Annotated in this window: 20 protein-coding genes and 1 pseudogene; 19 read left to right on the top strand and 2 right to left on the bottom strand. The window is 42.9% G+C overall.

Annotated elements, in window-relative coordinates; translation table 11 throughout:
• From ABID27_RS06150 to ABID27_RS06140, 3 genes and pseudogenes are all read left to right on the top strand, one after another.
• Positions 1-1,863 (top strand): PTS beta-glucoside transporter subunit IIBCA, encoded by a 1,863-nt coding sequence (locus ABID27_RS06150; protein WP_354280999.1) that lies wholly within the window; start codon positions 1-3, stop codon positions 1,861-1,863.
• 17 nt (positions 1,864-1,880) lie between these two features.
• Positions 1,881-3,308, top strand: a complete 1,428-nt coding sequence (locus tag ABID27_RS06145) for a glycoside hydrolase family 1 protein (RefSeq protein WP_354280997.1) — start codon at positions 1,881-1,883, stop codon at positions 3,306-3,308.
• A 208-nt stretch (positions 3,309-3,516) separates the two neighbouring features.
• Positions 3,517-3,645: pseudogene (locus ABID27_RS06140) on the top strand (transposase); the annotation flags it as partial.
• Positions 3,646-3,720: 75 nt separating this feature from the next.
• Here ABID27_RS06140 and ABID27_RS06135 read toward each other — a convergent pair.
• Positions 3,721-4,326 (bottom strand): DUF2812 domain-containing protein, encoded by a 606-nt coding sequence (locus ABID27_RS06135; protein WP_354280995.1) that lies wholly within the window; start codon positions 4,324-4,326, stop codon positions 3,721-3,723.
• 9 nt (positions 4,327-4,335) lie between these two features.
• Entirely contained in the window at positions 4,336-4,647 is a 312-nt protein-coding gene (locus ABID27_RS06130; protein ID WP_253365243.1) for a PadR family transcriptional regulator, read from the bottom strand.
• A gap of 191 nt (positions 4,648-4,838) precedes the next feature.
• On the opposite strand from ABID27_RS06130, the gene ABID27_RS06125 reads away from it, so the two are divergent.
• The 16 genes from ABID27_RS06125 to glyS all read left to right on the top strand — a co-directional run bounded on the left by ABID27_RS06125 (position 4,839) and on the right by glyS (position 21,817).
• The gene (locus tag ABID27_RS06125) at positions 4,839-5,555 is read left to right on the top strand and encodes a YebC/PmpR family DNA-binding transcriptional regulator (protein ID WP_253365245.1); all 717 of its coding nucleotides are present in this window, start codon (positions 4,839-4,841) and stop codon (positions 5,553-5,555) included.
• A gap of 155 nt (positions 5,556-5,710) precedes the next feature.
• On the top strand, positions 5,711-7,282 hold the full coding sequence (locus ABID27_RS06120) for an ABC transporter substrate-binding protein (protein ID WP_354280993.1): 1,572 nt from the start codon (positions 5,711-5,713) through the stop codon (positions 7,280-7,282).
• A gap of 64 nt (positions 7,283-7,346) precedes the next feature.
• Positions 7,347-8,306 (top strand): ABC transporter permease, encoded by a 960-nt coding sequence (locus ABID27_RS06115; protein WP_253636120.1) that lies wholly within the window; start codon positions 7,347-7,349, stop codon positions 8,304-8,306.
• A complete protein-coding gene (locus tag ABID27_RS06110; RefSeq protein ID WP_253636121.1) occupies positions 8,303-9,148 on the top strand; it encodes an ABC transporter permease in 846 nt (281 codons plus the stop codon). The genes ABID27_RS06115 and ABID27_RS06110 overlap by 4 nt, the downstream gene beginning before the upstream one ends.
• Positions 9,135-9,998, top strand: coding sequence for an ABC transporter ATP-binding protein (locus ABID27_RS06105; protein WP_435533069.1), 864 nt, complete (start codon positions 9,135-9,137; stop codon positions 9,996-9,998). Before ABID27_RS06110 ends, ABID27_RS06105 begins: the two co-directional genes overlap by 14 nt.
• Positions 9,991-10,869 (top strand): ATP-binding cassette domain-containing protein, encoded by an 879-nt coding sequence (locus ABID27_RS06100; RefSeq protein WP_354280988.1) that lies wholly within the window; start codon positions 9,991-9,993, stop codon positions 10,867-10,869. The genes ABID27_RS06105 and ABID27_RS06100 overlap by 8 nt, the downstream gene beginning before the upstream one ends.
• Positions 10,870-11,011: 142 nt before the next feature.
• A complete protein-coding gene (gene add / locus ABID27_RS06095; protein ID WP_354280986.1) occupies positions 11,012-12,031 on the top strand; it encodes an adenosine deaminase in 1,020 nt (339 codons plus the stop codon).
• 99 nt (positions 12,032-12,130) lie between these two features.
• Positions 12,131-12,811, top strand: a complete 681-nt coding sequence (locus ABID27_RS06090; RefSeq protein WP_354280984.1) for a gamma-glutamyl-gamma-aminobutyrate hydrolase family protein — start codon at positions 12,131-12,133, stop codon at positions 12,809-12,811.
• Positions 12,812-13,040: 229 nt separating this feature from the next.
• Positions 13,041-13,892, top strand: a complete 852-nt coding sequence (locus ABID27_RS06085) for a MetQ/NlpA family ABC transporter substrate-binding protein (RefSeq protein WP_253365261.1) — start codon at positions 13,041-13,043, stop codon at positions 13,890-13,892.
• A gap of 80 nt (positions 13,893-13,972) precedes the next feature.
• Positions 13,973-15,340, top strand: coding sequence for a M20/M25/M40 family metallo-hydrolase (locus ABID27_RS06080; RefSeq protein ID WP_354280982.1), 1,368 nt, complete (start codon positions 13,973-13,975; stop codon positions 15,338-15,340).
• The gene (locus ABID27_RS06075) at positions 15,333-16,397 is read left to right on the top strand and encodes a methionine ABC transporter ATP-binding protein (RefSeq protein ID WP_354280980.1); all 1,065 of its coding nucleotides are present in this window, start codon (positions 15,333-15,335) and stop codon (positions 16,395-16,397) included. The genes ABID27_RS06080 and ABID27_RS06075 overlap by 8 nt, the downstream gene beginning before the upstream one ends.
• Positions 16,398-16,409: 12 nt before the next feature.
• The gene (locus ABID27_RS06070) at positions 16,410-17,102 is read left to right on the top strand and encodes a methionine ABC transporter permease (protein ID WP_253365350.1); all 693 of its coding nucleotides are present in this window, start codon (positions 16,410-16,412) and stop codon (positions 17,100-17,102) included.
• A gap of 9 nt (positions 17,103-17,111) precedes the next feature.
• A complete protein-coding gene (locus ABID27_RS06065; protein WP_354280978.1) occupies positions 17,112-17,948 on the top strand; it encodes an aldo/keto reductase in 837 nt (278 codons plus the stop codon).
• Positions 17,949-18,214: 266 nt separating this feature from the next.
• Entirely contained in the window at positions 18,215-19,129 is a 915-nt protein-coding gene (glyQ, locus tag ABID27_RS06060; RefSeq protein ID WP_354280976.1) for a glycine--tRNA ligase subunit alpha, read from the top strand.
• Positions 19,129-19,767, top strand: coding sequence for an FMN-dependent NADH-azoreductase (locus ABID27_RS06055; protein ID WP_354280974.1), 639 nt, complete (start codon positions 19,129-19,131; stop codon positions 19,765-19,767). The genes glyQ and ABID27_RS06055 overlap by 1 nt, the downstream gene beginning before the upstream one ends.
• A gap of 10 nt (positions 19,768-19,777) precedes the next feature.
• On the top strand, positions 19,778-21,817 hold the full coding sequence (gene glyS, locus ABID27_RS06050) for a glycine--tRNA ligase subunit beta (protein ID WP_354280971.1): 2,040 nt from the start codon (positions 19,778-19,780) through the stop codon (positions 21,815-21,817).
• Positions 21,818-21,824: the final 7 nt, after the last annotated feature.

Here is a 21,824-nt window from a genome sequence, read left to right as displayed (position 1 = left end):
ATGACTTATAAAGAAACTGCCAAGGCTATTTTAGCTGCTGTTGGTGGCGAAATAAATATTCAACGTGTGACACACTGTGTGACGCGTCTACGTCTCGTCCTTAAAGATGATGAACTGGTGGATGACCAGATTGTCAAAGCCGTTCCAAACGTGATTGGCGTGATGCGCAAAAACGGCCAGTATCAAATTATCTTGGGAAATGATGTTAATAATTATTATCAAGCCTTTTTAAGCCTAGGGCATTTTGACAATCAAGATGAAGCCCATCCTTCAAAAGCAAAAGGTACTATTATTGAGCGCTTGATTGAAACAATTGCGGGAGTGATTACACCGCTTATTCCAGCCCTTCTTGGTGGCGGAATGCTCAAAGTGGTGGGCATCTTGCTTCCTATGCTTGGCTTAGCGAGTGCGGATTCTCAAACTGTTGCCTTTATTAACTTCTTTGGCGATGCGGCTTATTATTTTATGCCTGTGATGATTGCTTATTCAGCAGCAGCGCGCTTTAAGGTGACACCTGTTTTAGCAGCGACGGTCGCAGGGATTTTATTGCATCCTTCCTTTGTCGCAATGGTAGCAGAAGGTAAACCGTTGGCTCTATTTGGAGCACCAGTTACTCCTGCTAGCTATGGCTCATCTGTTATTCCGATTTTGATCATGGTTTACTTGATGCAATACATTGAAAAATGGGTCAATCGTTTAGTTCCAAGCGTGATGAAGAGCTTCTTACAGCCAACCTTAATCATTTTGATTTCTGGCTTTTTGGCCTTAGTGGTTGTCGGTCCTCTTGGTGTGATTATTGGTCAGGGGTTATCCAATACCATGCTCGCTATTTATCATGTAGCTCCGTGGTTAGCTCTAACTATTTTGGGAGCGATTATGCCACTTGTTGTCATGACAGGGATGCACTGGGCCTTTGCACCAATATTTTTGGCCGCTTCGATTGCGACACCAGATGTATTGATTTTACCAGCAATGTTAGCTTCTAACTTGGCTCAAGGAGCAGCAGCTATTGCCGTAGCTTTCAAGGCGAAACAAAAACAAACACGTCAAGTTGCCCTTGCCGCGGGGATTTCAGCTTTGCTAGCGGGTATCACGGAACCTGCACTTTATGGTGTCACACTGAAATTTAAAAAGCCACTCTATGCAGCCATGATTTCAGGTGGTCTGGTTGGAGCTTTTATTGGTTTTGTCAATCTTGCTTCTTATACCTTTGTTGTTCCTTCTATTATCGGTTTACCACAGTACATCGACCCATCAGGTGGAGCTAATTTTACAAATGCTTTGATTGCTGCAGCTGCGACGATTGTATTAACATTCATTTTGACTTGGTTCTTGGGAATTGAGGAAGAGTATCCAAAGCAAGTAAGTGATGCAGCAGACATTTCTCAAGTTAAGAGTGGTTTATCGACTAAACAAACTCTATACGCTCCGATGACAGGTGAGATGCTTCCTTTGGCAGCCGTTCCTGATGAGACCTTTTCTTCCAAGTTATTAGGAGAAGGTTTTGCTATTTTGCCAAGTCAGGGAGAAGTTTATGCTCCTTTTGATGGCGAAATCATCACATTTTTCCCTACCAAACACGCTATTGCTTTGAGAAATGAAGCTGGTGTAGAAGTCTTGATTCATGTCGGTATTGATACGGTTGAGTTAAAAGGAGAAGGTTTCGAGCAGTTAGTGTCTGTTGGTGATGTCGTGAAACGCGGTCAGCCACTTTTGCGAATGGATACTGATTTTATTGCTTCAAAAGGCTATTCCCTCATCAGTCCTATGGTCGTGACCAATTCGGCTGAGCAGTTGGAGATTATCATTCAAGATGATAAAAAAATGGTAAGCAAAGAGGATGCTTTGTTAGTAATTTTATAACATAAAAGGAGAAAAGAATGGGAGTTTTTCCAAAGGATTTCTTATGGGGCGGCGCAGTGGCAGCCAACCAGGTGGAAGGAGCGTTTGAGGCAGATGGAAAAGGTTGGTCCGTACAAGACGTCCTTCCAAATGGTGGGCTAGGAGAATTTACAGACAGTCCTACCAGCGATAATTTAAAATTAGAGGCGATTGATTTTTATCACCGCTACAAAGAAGACATTGCTCTTTTTGCCGAGATGGGCTTTAAAGTCTTTCGAACTTCCATTGCTTGGTCTCGTATTTTTCCAAACGGTGACGATGACCAGCCCAATGAAGCAGGTTTGCAATTTTATGATGACTTATTCGACGAGTTGTTGACATATGGCATCGAACCCTTGGTAACCTTGTCGCATTATGAGACACCTCTGCATTTGGCCAAAGCCTACAATGGTTGGACAGATAGACGTCTGATTGGCTTTTTTGAGCGCTTTGCTCAGACAGTCATGGAGCGTTACAAGGGTAAAGTCAAATATTGGTTGACCTTCAATGAAGTCAACTCGATTTTGCACATGCCCTTTACCAGCGGTGGCATCATGACGGAAAAAGAACAGCTGAGCCCGCAAGATTTATACCAAGCCATCCATCATGAATTGGTAGCATCTGCTAGTGTCACAAAACTAGCGCATGAAATTAACCCTGATGTTAAAGTTGGGTGTATGATTTTGGCGATGCCTGCTTATCCAATGACTTCTGATCCGAGAGATGTGCTTGCTGCGCGTGAATTTGAAAACCTTAATCTTTTATTTTCTGATATTCATGTTCGCGGAAAATATCCTGCCTACATCAATTCTTATTTTAAAGAAAATGGGATTGAGATTATTTTTGAAGATGGAGATAAGGAATTATTGGCGCAACATACGGTTGATTTTCTATCCTTTAGCTATTACATGAGTGTCACACAGGCCCACAATCCAGAAGAGTATCCTACTGGTGAGGGAAATATTTTAGGCGGTCTGGTCAATCCACATTTAGAATCTTCGGAGTGGGGTTGGCAGATAGACCCAATTGGTCTGCGTCTGGTTTTGAATCAGTACTATGACCGCTACCAAATTCCTTTATTTATTGTTGAAAATGGTTTAGGGGCAAAGGATCAGCTGGTGCCAACCGCAGATGGCAGCATGACGGTTCAAGATGATTATCGTATCGACTACATGAAGCAGCACCTCGTTCAAGTTGCCAAAGCGATTGAAGATGGCGTTGAAGTCATGGGCTACACTGCTTGGGGATGTATCGATTGTGTCTCCATGTCAACAGCCCAATTAAGCAAGCGTTATGGCTTGATTTACGTTGACCGAGATGATGATGGCAGAGGCAGCTTGACGCGATACAAAAAACAATCATTTGATTGGTATCGACAGGTCATTCAAACCAATGGAGCTTGTCTTAATGGGGATTCTATTGAGTAAGATTATATCTGAAAGTCTTGTAACTTTCCTTAAATTTTTGTTTCGTTATAAAATGTGACGTACTTGATATACTATCTTTATTAAGTTTTCGATAGAAAGTTTTTGAAGTATAGATATCTTGGTCACTATGTAATAAGACTTAAGATTCTAAATCTAATTAATTAAGTGTCTCCAGTCCAAAAGTATCGCCGTATGTATCTGAAGAGGAAACATACTACCAGACCATGTTCATATGTTAGTGAGTATTCCAATACGAATCGGTGTGTCTTGCTTTTTTATGGGATTGTTGAAAGGAAAGGGGGCTCTGATGATGTTTGACAAACACATCAATCTCAAATAGAAATTTGGCAATTGCCATTTCTGGTTATATGGGCTTGTTGGCCTTGTACAAACCGCCCGTTTTCACGGATAGTTATGACTTACTTTTATGAGCAATTTGGAGGTAAAAAATGGCGAGCGCCAAGAAGAAATAGGGGATAAATCCACTTCTTAAGAGAGCGAAGGGGAGTTCAAATAAGAAGGATGCCCAAAAGTGATAACCTTGTCTTTCCCAGAGACCGGGTGTGAGAAACCAACTTGTGGGGTTCAGCAGTTGGTAGCCGTGCTGACGAGCAGTAGTCGTTTGAGAGATGTAAAAAACTAAGAAAATCGTGAAATAGGTATAGCAGTAATGTTGGTAACGTTTGTAGAAAGCCTTGGTCGACTCTTCGTCTGAAAAAATGACATCTTCCTTAGCTTTTTCAGTTTTAAGAAAATACTGGGTTCCGCTATAGCGACTTCCAGCTACATGCAGCCAGCCACTATCTGTAAACAGCGTCAGGTATTCTTGGTAAGCCTCTTTTGTGAAGTATTCATGAAAATCAAGTCGAACAATCGCAGACTCCGGACTTGTGCTAGGTTGGAACTGGTAGGAGCAGAGGAAAGGATTGACCTTGGTCAAACGATAACCTTGGGCTTGCATGTCATTGATCCATTGTTCTTCGTCCTGTAGAGAGGTAAAAATTTTGTGTTTTTTCATGGTAGACTCCTAGAAATGTAATTTTTCAGCAAGTTGGCTCAATTTACGAATGCGCTCGGTTTCGAGCTGGAGAATTTCCCGACCGCTAGTTGTAATCTGGTAGACCTTGCGACGTTTGTCTTCGCTAGGGACAGAATGGATCCAGCCGAGTTTTAAAAGATTTTCAATGGCTCCGTACATGGTTCCGGCTGCGATTTTGACATCTCCTTTGCTCAATTCTTCTATATCTTGCATGATGGCGTAACCGTGTGCGGGCTCGAGTAATGCTAGTAAGATATAGTAGGTCGTTTCCGTTAAGGGCAAGTATTTATTTCGTTTCATAGGAAATATCTCCTTTCTATACAGTTTAACTTTATAGTTCTATTGTATATCGTTGGACTATACATGTCAACTGTATAGTGAAAAATCTTTCCTTTCTTCTCAAAAATCCAAGAATGTGGTATAATAGGGCAGTCTGAAATTAGTTCTGCTATTTTCAAAATAAGAAAAACATCATATAAGAGGTGAATCCCATGGGACGTAAATGGGCCAATATCGTAGCTAAGAAAACAGCTAAAGACGGTGCAAACTCAAAAGTTTATGCAAAATTCGGTGTAGAAATCTATGTAGCCGCTAAAAAAGGTGATCCAGATCCAGAAAGCAATGCAGCGCTCAAATTCGTAGTGGATCGTGCCAAGCAAGCACAAGTACCACGCCACGTTATCGATAAAGCCATTGATAAGGCTAAGGGAAATACAGATGAAACCTTCGTGGAAGGTCGTTACGAAGGATTTGGACCAAATGGTTCTATGATTATCGTGGATACCTTGACATCAAATGTGAATCGTACAGCTGCCAACGTTCGTGCTGCTTATGGTAAAAACGGTGGAAATATGGGTGCATCTGGTTCCGTTTCGTATCTCTTTGACAAAAAAGGGGTTATCGTATTTGCCGGTGACGATGCAGATAGCATCTTCGAACTGTTGCTAGAAGCGGATGTGGAAGTGGATGATGTAGAAGCAGAAGAAGGTTCAATCACTGTTTACACTGCTCCAACAGATCTTCATAAAGGGATTGAAGCCCTTCGCGCAAATGGTATTGAAGAATTCCAAGTGACAGAGTTAGAAATGATTCCTCAATCAGAAGTTGTCCTTGAAGGTGATGACTTGGCTACCTTTGAAAAACTCTACGACGCCCTTGAGGACGACGAAGATGTACAAAAAATCTATACAAACGTAGAAGGATTTTAAGATGAAAGACTGGACTTTGTCCGGTCTTTTTTGCATGTCAATCATTTAGGTATTAAAATTTTTTAAGAGTTCTTTAATTCTATATATTTGTCAAGAACTAGTGAAACTGATAAGATAATGACCATACCTATTAAGAAAAGTTTAAGGAGACAGAGATGAAGAAAAAGTTAGTTGCAGGTCTGCTTTCAGCCGTAGCAGTGGTAACCTTGGCTGCTTGTGGTTCAGCTTCAAGCACTAAAACAAGCTCGTCTACTACAGCAGCAAGCTCAGGAACATTTACCTATGCAATCAATGGAGACCCAAGTTCAACCAATCCAATCAATACCAGTGACCGTTGGGGATTAACCTTGACAAACATGATTTACTCACCGCTTGTGCGCGTGGAGGCAGATGGTTCTTATGTCAATGAATTAGCAGATAGCTACGAAATCGCAAAAGATGGTCTTTCCATCACCGTTAAATTGCGCCAGGATGTCAAATGGTCTGATGGTGAGAAATTCACTGCGGATGATGTCATCTTTACCTACGAGCAAAAAGCTAAAAAAGAAAATGGGAATGCGGATGGTCTTTGGATCAACGACAAACCTGTAACCTTTGAAAAAGTGGATGATTACACGGTTAAATTTATCCTTCCATCTGTTAGCGCAGCGGCCTTGGACAATATTGTTACCGAGACCTACATTGTACCAAAACACGCTTACAATGATGAACCTGACTTCTCCGTTAGCCAGTTGACAAACGAGGCAGTTGGAACAGGGCCTTATAAGTTAGTAGAATACAAGCACGGTGAGTACATCAAGTTGGCTGCCAATGAAAATTATTACAAAGGCAAGGCTAAGATTGAAAATCTTGTACTTCGTATCATCTCAAGTGCAGATACGACAAAAGTTGCCCTTCAAACAGGTGAAGTGGATGCAGCCTTCGTATTGCCAACGGATATCGCTGACTTAGATAAGAACAAAATCACGACCTATGCTTACACTGAAAATCGTGTCGGCTACATGGGACTCAATACATTGACAGAGGAATTGAAAGATGTTCGTGTTCGTCAAGCGGTTCTCTATGCTCTCAACAAAGATGAGATGAACCAAGCGGCTTATTTGGATAAAGAATACTATGAAACACCTTATTCATTCTTGCCAGTAGCCAACCCATATCAAACTAAAAAAGTTGAAAAATACAGCCAAAACCTCGAAAAGGCTAAAAAATTATTAGCAGAAGCTGGTGTGTCTAACTTGAAACTCAATCTAGCTTACTCAGCTTCAGATGTAGCACAAACCTTGCAAGCAACCTTGATTCAAGAACAACTTGCCAAGGTAGGCATCACGGTTGAACTTGCTGGAGGAGACTCAACGGCCATTTCAACTGAAATCCGTAAACCGGACTCAACTATGTATGACCTTTTCTTGAACGGTTATATCATGGGGAATGACCCTGAACAATATGCTCGACTTTTCAAATCAGGTGGTGGTTCAAACTACTTCCACTTGAAGTCAAGTAAGGTTGATGAGCTCTTTAGCCAAGGAGCTGTTGAGTTGGACAAGGAAAAACGTGAAAAAATTTACGATGACTTGCAAGCAAGCTTAGCCGATGAGGCAGCCATTTACCCAATTGTTGACAATAAGAAAATCTTGGCGGTTAACAAACGGATTGGCAATGTTGAAAAAGCTGGTTTGATTCCAATTTATACTTTTGAAGATCCGTCAAAACTTACAGTTAAAAACTAGGTGAACAAGATGATAGACCTGAGACTGGACATTGCTCCAGTTTTAGGCATTTATAGGAGAAAAAATGTTCAAATATATTTTAAAGCGAATTGCCCAAGCTATTCCCTTATTGCTGGTCATTTCCTTTATCGTATTTTCCCTGATTCAACTGGCTCCCTATGATGTCATTGATTCGCTCGCGACGCCTAATATGACACCAGAGCAGATCGAGATATTGAAGGAGCAGCATGGGTTGAACCAGCCTTTCTTTAGTCAGTACTTGATTTGGTTGAAAGGGATTTTGACGGGAGATTTTGGGAATTCACTTTTGACCCAGCACAGCATCGCGGCGGATTTGGCGGAAAAGATTCCTCATACGATTTCCTTGGTCTTGCCTGCTTATGTGACAGCTTTGGTTTTAGCGATTGTCTTGGGGCTTGTGTCGGCAGCCAATCGTGGGAAATGGGTAGACCGTATGATTGATGGTTTTGCCTCTTTTGGAATTGCCGTTCCGACTTTCTGGTTTGCCATGATTTTGATTTACATTTTTGGCTACCGCTTGAATGCCTTACCTTTCATCGGCATGCATACGCTGGGCAAGGAAGGTGATGTTGGCGATTTTCTTGCACATTTTGCTCTGCCCTACATCACCTTGACCATGGCCTTTATGCCTGAGTTAATCCGTTATATTCGGACGGCGGCTATCGTAGAGGTGGACAAGGACTATGTGACGGTTCAAGAGGCTTTTCAAGCGTCTCGCGCAGCTATTTTCGGCAGACATATCTCGCGTAATGTTTTGATTCCGATTGTGACGCAGATTGGGATGGCACTTCCTATGCTGGTAACTGGGGCTTTGATTACAGAAACAATCTATGCTTGGCCAGGTGTTGGCCCTTATCTGACAACTGCAACGCGGAGCTTGGACTACCCTGTTATTATGGCGGTCATGCTCTTGTCGGCAACCTTGGTCATTTTAGGAAATCTTTTATCGGATATCCTCTATTCAATCGTTGACCCACGTATTACCAAAGGAGGACAGGGATGACATTTTTCAAAAAATTAAAAGAAGAATTGTTGGCTTCTCCCCTCTATTTATTCTCAGCGGGATTTTTAGTATTGTTGTTGATTCTATCATTGGTTGCACCACTTATTCCTATTGATCCAAACGCAACCAATGTCAGTCAGATGAATCAAGCGCCGAGCCTGGCCCATATTTTCGGGACAGACAATGTCGGACGTGATTACTTTATTCGAGTGGTCTACGGTGGGAGAATTTCACTTTTAGTCGGAGTTTTGGCCATGCTAGCTTCTGTTACGATAGGTAGTCTGGTTGGTCTGACAGCTGGTTTCTTCGGTGGAAAGATTGACAATGTGTTGATGCGTATTGTGGATGTCTTGTCTTCAATTCCTTGGTTGGTGCTGGTCATTGTGTTGAGTGTCTTTTTGAAACCAGGATTGACGACGATTATTATTGTTATCGGTGGCTTCTCATGGATGTCCATTGCGCGGCTGATTCGTGCGGAGACCTTGGCTGCCAAGGTGCATGATTATGTCCAATATGCGTCCTTTATCGGCGTCAAACGTTCGGTGATTATTGGTCGTCATATTTTACCGGCAATTTTGCCGACCTTGATTGTGGCGGCATCAGCTAGCATTTCCTCTGCCATTATGACAGAGTCAGCTCTGAGTTTCTTAGGAATTGGGATTCAGCAGCCCTTGGCATCGTGGGGAAGTCTCTTGCAAAATGCCCAATCGACCTTGCAAAGTGCTCCTTACATGGCCATTTTACCGGGCTTGTTTATCCTGTTTACGATTTATTCCTTCAACAATCTTGGAGATTTGATTCGCGATAGTTTGCAAAAGGAGGTGACTGTTGATGACAACTAGTTTAGCCATTAAAAATTTACGCATTGACAAAACGGGTAAGAAATCTCATCAGACCTTGGTCAAGGGTGTGGATGTGACAGTACCTTCAGGTCAAATTTTAGGCATTGTGGGTGAATCGGGAAGCGGAAAAAGTCTGACCATGAAGTCTGTGCTTGGGATTGTACCAAAGGGCTTGAAGGTAGACTATGATGCTATCGAAGTCGAGGGGCAGTCAATCGACCGGCAAAGCTCACTTCCGGTGGCTATGATTTTCCAAGATCCCATGACCTCGCTCAATCCCCTGCGCAAAATTGGTTCCCACCTAGAAGAAGTTGTGAGACGTTTTCAGCCCAATTTATCAAAAGAAGAAGGGCAAGTCAAAATTCTTGAAATTTTGGGAAGGGTGGGAATTCAAAATCCAGAACTCCGTCTCATGCAGTATCCTTTTGAATTTTCAGGAGGCATGCGCCAGCGTATTTTGATCGCAATGGCTCTCTTGGCCAATCCAAAGGTACTGATTGCTGATGAGCCGACAACGGCGCTTGACGTAACCATTCAGGCTCAAATTTTAGCCCTGCTCAAGGAATTGCAGGAAACATTGGGCTTGACGGTTGTGATTGTCAGCCATGATTTTAGTGTGATTGCAGGTTTGTGTGACCAAGTCAAGGTCATGCGTCAAGGAGAATTTGTCGAGGAAGGAACGGTGGACGATATTTTCCAAAATCCACTCCATCCTTACACCCAGGAATTGCTACGTGCAGCTCGTCTAGAAGCAAGTGCGAGTAAGACAGATGTGCAGGTAGCGGGTCTCACAGAGCTGGTAGCTGTATCGCCAAGCCATCGAGTGAGAAAGGAGATGAGCCATGTCTAAACCTGTTTTCATTCAAGTAAATGGTGTGGAGAAGGTCTATTCCAAGAAAAACATCCTAGGGCAAGAGCAGCGTCATGTGGCTGTAAATGGGGTAGACTTGGCCTTGTACAAGGGAGAGACCTTGGGGTTGGTCGGAGAGTCGGGTTCGGGCAAGTCTACCTTGGCTAAGTTGATTTTGGGACTGGAAACGCCGACGTCTGGCAACATTTCTTATACAGGACTGTCAGACCAAGATTTGAAAAATCAAGCCTTGCAGATTATTTACCAAGATCCATTTTCAGCCTTAAATCCGCACTTATCCGCCCTGGAAATTGTCAAAGAACCACTTTTTAAATTGCCTAAAAAAGAAACTGAAGAGCAGGCTTTGGCGATATTAGAGCGGGTTGGCATCAGCGGAAATGATGTCTATAAACGACCAAAATCCTTTAGTGGCGGTCAGCGTCAGCGGATTGGAATTGCTCGTGCGGTAGTCAGTCGTCCTCAGTTCATTGTCTGTGATGAGCCTACTTCAGCCTTGGATGTGTCTATCCAATCACAGATTTTAGAGTTGTTAGCAGAGCTACAAGAGGAATTTCAGCTGTCCTATCTCTTTATCTCCCATGATTTAACGGTTGTTGAGCATTTTTCAGATCGGATTGCAGTGCTCTACAAGGGAGCATTGGTAGAGTTAGCACCGGCGGACAAGTTATTTGCAAATCCGCAACATCCCTATACTCAGTATCTCTTGACTGCGAATTTGCCGCTTGATCCAAGTCGGGCTAAAGAACAGTTGAGTAAATTATCGAGCCAAGTTTCAGATTTCACCTTGACGGATCAATTTGACTGGGTAGAAGTGGAAGACGGTCACTTTTTCAGAAAAAATCATCTATAAATACAAGAACACGATATCTAGAAATGGCTATCGTGTTTTATGTTCGGTTTTTATTCGAAAAATACATATAAAAACAAAAATATCTCTTGAATTTTCGTCTTATTCTGCTAAAATGGTAGAAATACCTTTTGGGAGTACGGAAATGAATAAGAAAATCCTTGAAAAATTAGCCAAAACAGAATTGCATTGTCACTTAGATGGTTCTCTTTCAATAGCAGCTATTCGTCAATTGGCAGAAATGGCAACCATCAGCATTCCTGCGTCGGACGAAGAGTTGAAAGCCTGTATTACTGCACCGGATCATGTGGAAAATCTGATGGATTATTTGAAGACCTTTGATTTTGTACGTCCGCTTTTGCAGACTAAGGAAGCCTTGGCTGTGGCAGCTTATGATGTAGCTAAGCAAGCAGCGAAAGAAAATGTTCTTTATATAGAGATTCGATTTGCACCGGAACTGTCTATGGATGCAGGATTGACAGCTATTGAGACGGTAGAGGCTGTCTTGACAGGACTCCAACGCGCAGAAAAAGAGTTTGGAATTGTAGCCAAATTGCTGGTATGCGGTATGCGCCAATCCAATCCAGCTACGACACGAGATATTTTGTTTCACCTAGCAGAGTTAGCACCACAAGGCTTGGTTGGATTTGACTTTGCGGGAGATGAGCATGGATTTCCACCGGAAACGATCAGAGATCTGATTGATCAAGTGCAAGAATCTGGTTTTCCCATGACGCTTCATGCGGGTGAGTGTGGTTGTCCGAGTCATATTTCAACGAGCTTAGCCATGGGAATCAAGCGGATGGGGCATGTGACAGCCATTCATCATCAACCGGAGATTATCGAGGAGTTTGTCCGTCAAGGTGCAACTGCGGAGCTCTGTCTGACGAGTAATCTTCAAACCAAAGCAGCACCCAGTCTAGCGGATTTTCCTTACCTTGAGTTAAAAGCGGCGGGCGCTAATATCACCATCAATACAGACAATCGCACGGTGTCCGCTACCAATCTTACAAAGGAATACAGCCATTTTGTGGAATATTTTGGAACGACCATAGAAGAGTTTTTGCAGCATAATGAAACAGCCATCCGCGCATCCTTTACCAGCCAGTCTCAGAAAGAGGAACTGCTCACCAAACTCCAGGAGTTCTATGCTCCCTTTCTTTAAAGGAGGAGATTAAAATTCTTTATTCGCCCTTAAATTTTATATATTAGACGGGGTGGAGGTTCCGTGTTAAGATAAAAACATCAATAAGGAGGACGAGATATGGTTAAGGTAATTGTTGGAATTTCAGGAAATATCAAGGAGTTACCAGCCATGTCAGGCATGGTCTATGATGCGGTAGGACGTGATTTGTCTCAGGGCGTAACAGAGGCGGGAGGGCTTCCGATTGTGATTCCCGTTGGAGCTCCGAGCCTTGCTAAGGACTATGTGTCTATGATTGATAAATTGATTTTATCAGGTGGTCAGCATGTTCATCCCAAATTTTATGGCGAGAAAAAAGTCATTGATAGCGATGATTATTCACTGGAACGAGATGAATTTGAATTGGCTTTGATTCGAGAGGCTTTGAAGCAAGGTAAGCCAATCTTTGCTGTTTGCCGTGGAATGCAATTGCTGAATGTAGCTTTGGGCGGCAGTCTTCATCAAGAAATCGTTAATCACTGGCAGGAAGATTTGTCAGGAACTTGCCATGATGTTCAGTTGCTACCCAATAGTCGAGTCAGCCACCTTTTTCAACAAAGTCGTCAGGTTAACTCGCTCCATCGACAGAGTATCAAAGAATTAGGAGAAGGTTTGGTCGTCACTGCTAAGGATCCGCGCGATGGAACGATTGAAGCCTACGAAGGCGAGGCGCTCTTGGGCCTCCAGTGGCATCCCGAATTTCTGATAGAAAATAGCGAAGCCAACAGACGCCTCTTTGAGTATCTAGTAAAAGAATTTTAAATGATTGAATCTTTGTAAACAGGAAAGGCTGAGAACTTGTGTCTCAGCTTCTTTTTTATATAGGGTATAGTCTACGGCTATATACTTTACAAAAAGGAGATAAAAGAATTTTAAGTGGCAGTTAAAAATTCTATATTGGGCAGTCGCCTGTCTTTGTGATAAGATAATGACAGTTAAAAAACTTAGGGATGTGAAAGTAAATCCTTCACATTCAAAAAGGAGAAAAAGTATGAATTTTAAAAAAGTATTTGGATTAGCAGCTGTGGCTGTTTTGTCAATTGGTGCTCTTGCAGCATGTGGTTCAAAGAAGGCAAGCAAGTCTGATAGCAACACTGTAAAAATCGGTGTGATGGGCTTGAGCGCAACAGAAGAAGCGCGATGGGACAAGATTAAAGAACTCTTGGGCGACGATGTGAAGTTGGAATTCACTGAGTTCACAGATTATTCTCAACCAAACCGCGCAGTTGCTGAAGGAGAAGTAGATATCAATGCTTTCCAACACCACAACTTCCTCAACAACTGGAACAAAGAAAATAAAGGTGACTTGGTAGCGATTGCGGATACTATTATCTCACCAATCCGTCTCTACTCAGGTACCGAAAATGGAAAAAACAAATACAAATCAGTAGAAGAGATTCCGAACGGAGCAGAGATTGCAGTACCAAATGATGCAACAAATGAAAGCCGTGCTCTTTACCTCCTCCAATCAGCTGGTTTGATTAAATTGGATGTATCAGGAACTGAATTGGCTACTGTTGTCAACATCAAAGAAAATCCTAAAAACTTGAAAGTAACCGAATTGGATGCTAGCCAAACAGCTTCTTCACTTCAATCAGTTGCAGCAGCAGTTGTGAACAATACCTTCGTTCAAGAAGCAGGTTTGGACTATAAGAGTGCGCTTTACAAAGAAGTGAAAGACGAAAATTCTGAGCAATGGTACAACATCATTGCAGCGAAAAAAGACTGGGAAAAATCAAACAAGGCTGATGCCATCAAGAAAATCATCAAAGCTTACCACACTGATGACGTGAAAAAAGTCATTGAAAAATCTTCAGACGGTTTGGACGAACCAGTTTGGTAAAAAACAACGGGAAAACGATCGTATAGCAAGAGGCGTGTGAACACATACGCCTCATTTGCCTTATTATAAAGGAGTAAGTCATGGCAGAAAAATTAGATAAAATTCAAGAATTTGAGTCCGATGCAGTGATTCAGCACTATTTTGAAGTGTTGAAAGTGTTGATTTCAAAAAAATCTATCTTTGCCCAACAGATTGGATTGTTAGAAGTTGCGACTTTTTTGAAAGAGCTATTTGAGGCGGAAGGGGCTGAAGTTCTTCTCGATGATTCCTATGCGGCACCCTTTGTGATGGCCAAGTTTAAGAGTCCACTTCCCGATGCCAAGACCATTATTTTTTATAATCACTACGATACAGTACCTGCTGATGGTGACCAAATTTGGACAGGACAGCCATTTGAAGTGGATGTGCGTGATGGACATATTTACGGCCGTGGTGTAGATGACGACAAGGGGCATATTATTGCTCGTCTGACAGCTGTTAAACAGTATTTGACGCAGCATGAAGTTCTTCCTGTCAATATTACCTTTATCATGGAAGGGGCAGAAGAGTCAGCTTCTGTTGACTTGGATAAGTATTTGGAAAAATACAAATCTCATCTAGTCGGTGCAGATTTGCTCGTCTGGGAGCAAGGTTCACGCAATGTGCTGGACCAATTGGAAATTTCTGGTGGCAATAAAGGAATTGTAACCTTTGATGTGTCTGTTAAGAGTGCGAACTTGGATATTCATTCATCTTATGGTGGTGTAGTGGATTCTGCAGCTTGGTACCTGCTTAACGCACTCCAATCCATGCGTGCAGCTGACGGTCGTATCTTGGTAGACGGTATTTACGACAAGGTTCAAGAACCAAATGAACGCGAGTTGGCCTTGGTGGAGGAATTTGCCCTAGCAACTAGCCAAATAGTGACAGAGGTTTACGGTTTGACGCTCCCAACCTTGGTTGAAGAACGCAAAGAATTTTTGAAACGTTTGTATTTTGAGCCTTCTATGACCATCGAAGGGTTATCCACTGGCTATCTTGGACAAGGTGTTAAGACCATCATCCCAGCGCAAGCATCTGCAAAGATGGAAGTCCGCTTGGTGCCAGCCTTAGAGCCTCATGATGTACTAGACAAAATTCGCCAACATCTGATAAAATATAACTTTGAAAAGGTGCAAGTAGACTTTACCTTGGGCGAAATGAGTTACCGTAGTGATATGTCTGCTCCGTCTATCCTAAATGTCATCGAGCTGGCTAAAAAATTAACACCAGAAGGGGTTGCAGTCTTGCCAACCTCACCTGGAACAGGACCAATGCATACTGTTTTCTATGCTTTGGGTGTGCCGCAAGCTGGATTTGGGATGGGAAATGCCAATAGTCGTGACCACGCTGGCGACGAAAATGTCCGCATTGCAGACTATGTCAGCCACATTGAACTAATCGAGGAGTTAATTACAAGTTATGAGTAAAAAAATGATTCAGTTGGATCATATTGATGTGACTTTTCATCAGAAAAAACGGACCATTGAAGCCGTTAAAGATGTCACTATCCATATCAATCAAGGCGATATTTATGGGATAGTTGGTTATTCTGGTGCAGGGAAATCAACTTTGGTCCGCGTTGTCAACCTCTTGCAGGTTCCAAGCAAGGGAAAAATTGCCATTGATGAGGATGTCATCTTTGAAGGGGACAAGGTGACCCTGAAATCTAGTCAATTGCGTCAGAAGCGCCGCGAAATCGGAATGATTTTCCAGCATTTCAACCTGATGGCTCAGATGACTGCAGCAGAAAATGTAGCCTTTGCCCTCAAGCACTCAGGACTTTCAAAAGCTGAGAAGGCAGAAAAAGTTGCAAAATTATTGGAATTGGTCGGTTTGGCAGATCGTGCTGAAAACTATCCTTCTCAGTTGTCAGGTGGTCAAAAGCAACGGGTTGCCATTGCACGTGCCTTGGCAAATGATCCAAAGATTTTGATTTCAGATGAAGCGACATCAGCCTTGGACCCAAAAACAACCAAGCAAATCTTGGCTCTCTTACAAGAACTCAACCAAAAATTGGGATTGACCATTGTCTTGATTACCCACGAAATGCAGATTGTCAAGGACATTGCAAACCGTGTGGCTGTCATGCAAAATGGTCAATTGATTGAAGAAGGCTCTGTGCTCGAAATCTTCTCTCATCCGAAAGAAGCCTTGACCCAAGACTTCATCACAACAGCAACAGGAATCGACGAAGCCATGGTGAAAATCAACAAGCAAGAAGTCGTTCGTCAGTTACAAGCAGGCGAAAAGTTGGTTCAGCTCAAGTATGCAGGACATGCGACAGACGAGCCTTTGCTCAATCAAGTCTATAAGAACCATCAAGTAACGGCTAATATTCTGTATGCCAATATTGAAATTCTGGACGATACGCCAGTTGGTGAAATGGTTGTTATCTTATCAGGTCAGCCTGAAAATGTGACAGCGGCACTTGCTGAAATCAAGACTGCGCAAGTTGAAGTAACGATTTTGAAGGAGGGAAATTAAATGTTGGATTCGATTTTACAATACATTCAGACCAATTTCCCAGATGTGTATAAGATTGGCTGGGATGGTCAAACAGGCTGGTGGACAGCAACGTATTTGACACTGTACATGACTTTTGCATCGTTTGCAGTTGGTGGTGTCATGGGCTTGGTGACAGGTCTGGCCTTGGTTATCACAGGTCCTAGTGGTATCCGGGAAAATAAAGTCGTCTTTTGGATTTTAGATACGGTTTCTTCTATCCTACGTGCGGTTCCATTTATTGTTCTCTTGGCCTTGATTTTCCCATTGACCAAGTTAATTGTCGGGACAACCATTGGTACAGATGCGGCCTTGGTACCGTTGGCGCTTTCCGTCTTTCCATTCTATGCGCGCCAAGTGCAGGTGGTCTTGGCTGAATTGGACCGTGGAGTGATTGAAGCAGCAGAAGCATCTGGCGCAACTTTCTGGGATATTGTTCTGGTTTACTTGGGAGAGGGATTGCCAGAAATTATCCGTGTAACAACCTTCTCACTGGTTTCCTTGGTTGGATACACAGCTATGGCTGGAGCTATTGGCTCAGGTGGATTGGGAATGGTTGCCTTGGTCTATGGTCAACAACGGTTTAACTATGATGTTACCTTCTTGGCAACGATTTTGATTTTGCTGATTATCTTTATCATTCAGTTTATCGGGGACTTCCTTTCACGTAAGCTCAGTCACAAATAGGAGTTGACAATGAAAAACTACACAATGAACAATGGCTTAACCATACCTGCAGTTGGGTTTGGAACCTACTTATCAAAAGATGGTGATGAGGTTTACCGCGCTGTTTTGACAGCTCTGGACGCAGGTTATCGTCATATCGATACCGCTGCTTATTATGGAAATGAAGAAAGCATTGGTCGTGCCCTGAAGGATTCAGGGATTCCGCGCGAGGAGCTCTTTATCACGACAAAATTGTGGAATGATGCCCATGGTTATGACGAAGCAAAAGCAGCTTTAGCAACATCTCTTCAAAAATTACAGTTGGATTATGTGGACCTTTATTTGATTCATTGGCCAAATCCTGTTAACCTTCGTGACAGCTGGCAATCTGCAAATGCGGAAACTTGGCGTGCCATGGAAGAAATGGTTGAAGCGGGTCTGATTCGTACAATTGGTGTGAGTAACTTTATGGTTCACCACTTAGATGAGCTCTTAAAAACAGCTGCCATCGTCCCTGCGGTCAATCAAATCCGTCTCGCGCCTGGCGTTTACCAGGAAGAGATTGTTCAGTATTGTAGAGGGAAAAATATCGTGATTGAGGCATGGAGCCCCTTGGGACGTGGCGAACTCTTTAGTCACCCAACCATGCTGGCTATTGCTGAAAAATACGATAAGTCGGTCGCACAAATTGCCCTTGCCTGGTCATGGGCACATGGCTTTTTACCCCTGCCTAAGTCGGTAACAGATAGTCGCATCATTGTTAATCTCGACTTCCAAGACCTTGTTTTATCGGATGAAGATATTGAATCTATTACAGCTATCCAAGGTGTGACAGGAGCCTATAATCCTGATGAAACGAATTTCTAATGTATAATCATTAGACAAATTCCCACTTTTTTGCTATAATAGTCGCTAAGAAAGAAAGTCTTAGAATACTTGTTTAGCGAGCCCGTGGTAGTGGAAGACGGGTCCTGTTTACTAAAGAACTGGCGCTTTCGGATATTTAATAGTTAGAAATGAAGTTATAAATTAGGGTGGAACCGCGTTTCGACGCCCCTATGTCATTCGGCATAGGAGGGGAGAAAATGGTTCTTTTTGCTTGTGCCAATCTATTTTAAAAAGGAGATACTACATTGAGTAAAAAACTTACTTTTCAAGAAATTATCTTGACCTTGCAACAATACTGGAACGACCAAGGCTGTATGTTGATGCAGGCTTACGACAATGAAAAAGGTGCGGGTACCATGTCACCCTACACTTTCCTGCGCGCCATCGGTCCTGAGCCATGGAATGCGGCTTACGTAGAGCCTTCACGTCGTCCTGCCGATGGTCGTTATGGGGAAAATCCTAACCGTCTTTACCAACATCACCAATTCCAAGTGGTCATGAAACCATCGCCATCCAATATCCAAGAATTGTATTTGAAATCATTGGAATTGCTGGGAATTAACCCACTGGAACACGATATTCGTTTCGTTGAAGACAACTGGGAAAATCCATCAACAGGTTCTGCGGGGCTTGGTTGGGAAGTATGGCTTGACGGAATGGAAATCACACAGTTCACTTACTTCCAACAAGTTGGTGGCTTGCAAACTGGTCCTGTAACGTCTGAGGTTACTTATGGTCTTGAACGTTTGGCTTCTTACATCCAAGAAGTGGATTCGGTTTATGATATCGAATGGGCGCCAGGTGTTAAATATGGGGAAATCTTTACCCAGCCTGAGTATGAGCATTCAAAATATTCATTTGAAATTTCAGACCAAGACATGCTGCTTGAAAATTTTGAAAAATTTGAAAAAGAAGCAGCACGTGCTTTGGAAGAAGGTCTTGTTCACCCAGCTTATGACTACGTTCTCAAATGTTCACATACCTTCAACTTGCTTGATGCGCGCGGTGCGGTTTCTGTAACGGAACGTGCAGGCTACATCGCTCGTATTCGTAACTTGGCGCGTGTGGTTGCCAAAACATTCGTCGCAGAGCGTAAAAAACTTGGTTTCCCACTTTTGGATGAAGCAACACGTGAGCAATTGTTGGCTGAGGAAGAATAATGGATACACTGATTATTAACAGCCATCCAGATTTTGGAAATCCACAATCCTTTTCTCATCGTTTACAAGAGTTGTTTTGCCAGAAATTCACACAGGCTTTTCCACAAAGTAAGCTGACAATTTTAAATCTCTACGATACAGAAATTCCAGAAATCAGTAAGGAAGGCTTGTTGGCGGTGTGGAAAAAGTTGGGAACAGGCCAAGAACTGACGGCGCAAGAAGCGAAATTGGCCACCCAGTCTCAGTCACTTTTAGCCCAATTTAAGGCCCACAAACGGCAAGCATTTGTATCGCCTATGCACAATTTTAATGTCACAGCGCGTGCTAAATCTTACATTGATAATATTTTGGTGGCAGGCGAGACCTTCAAATACACCAAAGATGGATCAGTTGGTCTGATGACCGATGATTATCGGGTGATTCTCTTAGAGGCATCAGGTTCCGTTTATTCGGACAATGGTCGCTACACTCCCTATGAGTTTCCAGCCCTGTATCTGAGAGCCATTTACGAGGAATTTATGGGATTTTCTGATTTTCATATTATCCGTGCCGAAGGCACAAGTGTCTTGGGCGCCGACAAGGTTTTGGAAAAGGCCGCTAAAGATTTGGATGCTGTTTTTGCAACATTTTACCAGTAAGGAGTAACACATGACAAAAGATTTATTAGTAGAACTCGGTTTGGAAGAATTGCCAGCCTATGTCGTGACCCCAAGTGAGAAACAATTGGGCCAAAAAATGGCGACATTTTTGACGGACAATCGCCTGTCTTTCGAGTCCATTCAGACATTTTCAACACCTCGTCGCTTGGCAGTTCGTGTTAAGGGCTTGGCAGACAAACAAACAGATTTGACAGAAGACTTCAAAGGGCCATCTAAGAAAATTGCCTTGGATGCTGAAGGAAATTTCTCAAAAGCGGCACAAGGATTTGTTCGTGGAAAAGGCTTGACCGTTGATGATATCGAATTCCGTGAAATCAAGGGCGAAGAATATGTTTATGTCACAAAACATGAAACTGGAAAAGATGCAGTTGAAGTGCTTGCTGGCGTGCCAGAAGTTCTTGCAAGCTTGACTTTCCCAGTTAACATGCACTGGGCTGGAAATACTTTTGAATACATCCGTCCTGTACATACTTTGACAGTTCTTCTTGACGACCAAGCATTGGATATGGATTTCCTCGATATCCACTCAGGTTGTGTGAGTCGTGGTCACCGTTTCTTGGGGCAAGAAACTGAAATTGCTTCAGCTAATTCTTATGAAGATGATTTGCGTCAGCAATTTGTCATCGCAGATGCAGCTGAACGTGAAGCTATGATTGTAGACCAAATCAAAGCTATCGAAGCAGAACGCAATGTTCAGGTAGAAATTGATGCCGATCTTCTCAACGAAGTCCTCAACTTGGTCGAATACCCAACTGCCTTTGTTGGTTCATTTGACACCAAGTATCTGGATGTACCTGAAGAAGTGTTGGTTACCTCAATGAAGAACCACCAACGTTATTTTGTTGTTCGTGACCTAAATGGCAAGCTCTTGCCAAACTTCATCTCTGTCCGTAACGGGAATGCTGAGCACATCGAGAATGTCATCAAAGGAAATGAGAAAGTATTGGTTGCCCGTCTAGAAGATGGGGAATTCTTCTGGAATGAAGACCAAAAATTAGTCATTGCAGACTTGGTTGAAAAACTCAAACACGTTACCTTCCATGAAAAAATCGGTTCTCTTCATGAACACATGGATCGCACAAAAGTCATCGCAGATTATCTTGCTGACCAAGCTGAGCTCTCAGCAGATGAAAAGGCAGCTGTGCTTCGTGCTGCAGCTATCTACAAATTTGACCTCTTGACTGGTATGGTCGGAGAGTTCGATGAGCTTCAAGGTTTGATGGGGGAAAAATACGCTCTCCTTGCCGGTGAAGATGCAGCTGTTGCGACAGCTATCCGTGAACACTATATGCCAACATCCGCTGATGGAGCACTTCCTGAGACAAAAGTAGGGGCTGTATTGGCTCTTGCAGATAAGTTGGATACGCTCTTGTCCTTCTTCTCAGTGAGCTTGATTCCGAGTGGTTCGAATGACCCTTACGCGCTTCGTCGTGCGACTCAAGGTATCGTTCGTATCTTGGATGCCTTTGGCTGGGAAATTCCGCTTGATGAGTTGATTGCTAGCCTGTACGGTTTGTCATTTGACAGCTTGACCTATGCACATCAAGACGAGGTTATGACCTTCATCTCTGCTCGTATTGAGAAGATGATGGATGCAGCGATTGCTAAGGATATCCGTGAAGCTGTATTGGCATCGGATACTTTCGTAGTTCGTCTTGTTCTTGAAGCTAGCGCAGCCATTGCCCAAAAGAGCAAAACAGACGGCTACAAGGAAGCGGTTGAAAGCTTGTCACGTGCCTTTAACTTAGCTGAAAAAGCTGACGCTTCTGTGGCGGTGGACAGCTCTCTCTTTGAAAATGCTCAAGAAACAGCTCTCAGCCAAGCAGTCGCTTCGCTTGAATTGACAGACGATATGGTAGCAAACTTAGACAAACTATTCGCACTTAGTCCAGTCATCAACGACTTCTTCGACAATACCATGGTCATGGCAGAAGACGAGAAAATCAAGAACAATCGCTTGGCTCTTCTTGCAAGCCTCGTTGCCAAAGCTAAGAAGGTCGCAGTCTTCAATTTGTTGAACACGAAATAAAGAGCGA

It is taken from the genome of Streptococcus gallinaceus (assembly GCF_040545695.1).
GTDB lineage: Bacteria > Bacillota > Bacilli > Lactobacillales > Streptococcaceae > Streptococcus > Streptococcus gallinaceus.
Note: the sequence above shows the minus strand (reverse complement) of the source record. Positions and strands in the feature narration are given on the sequence as shown.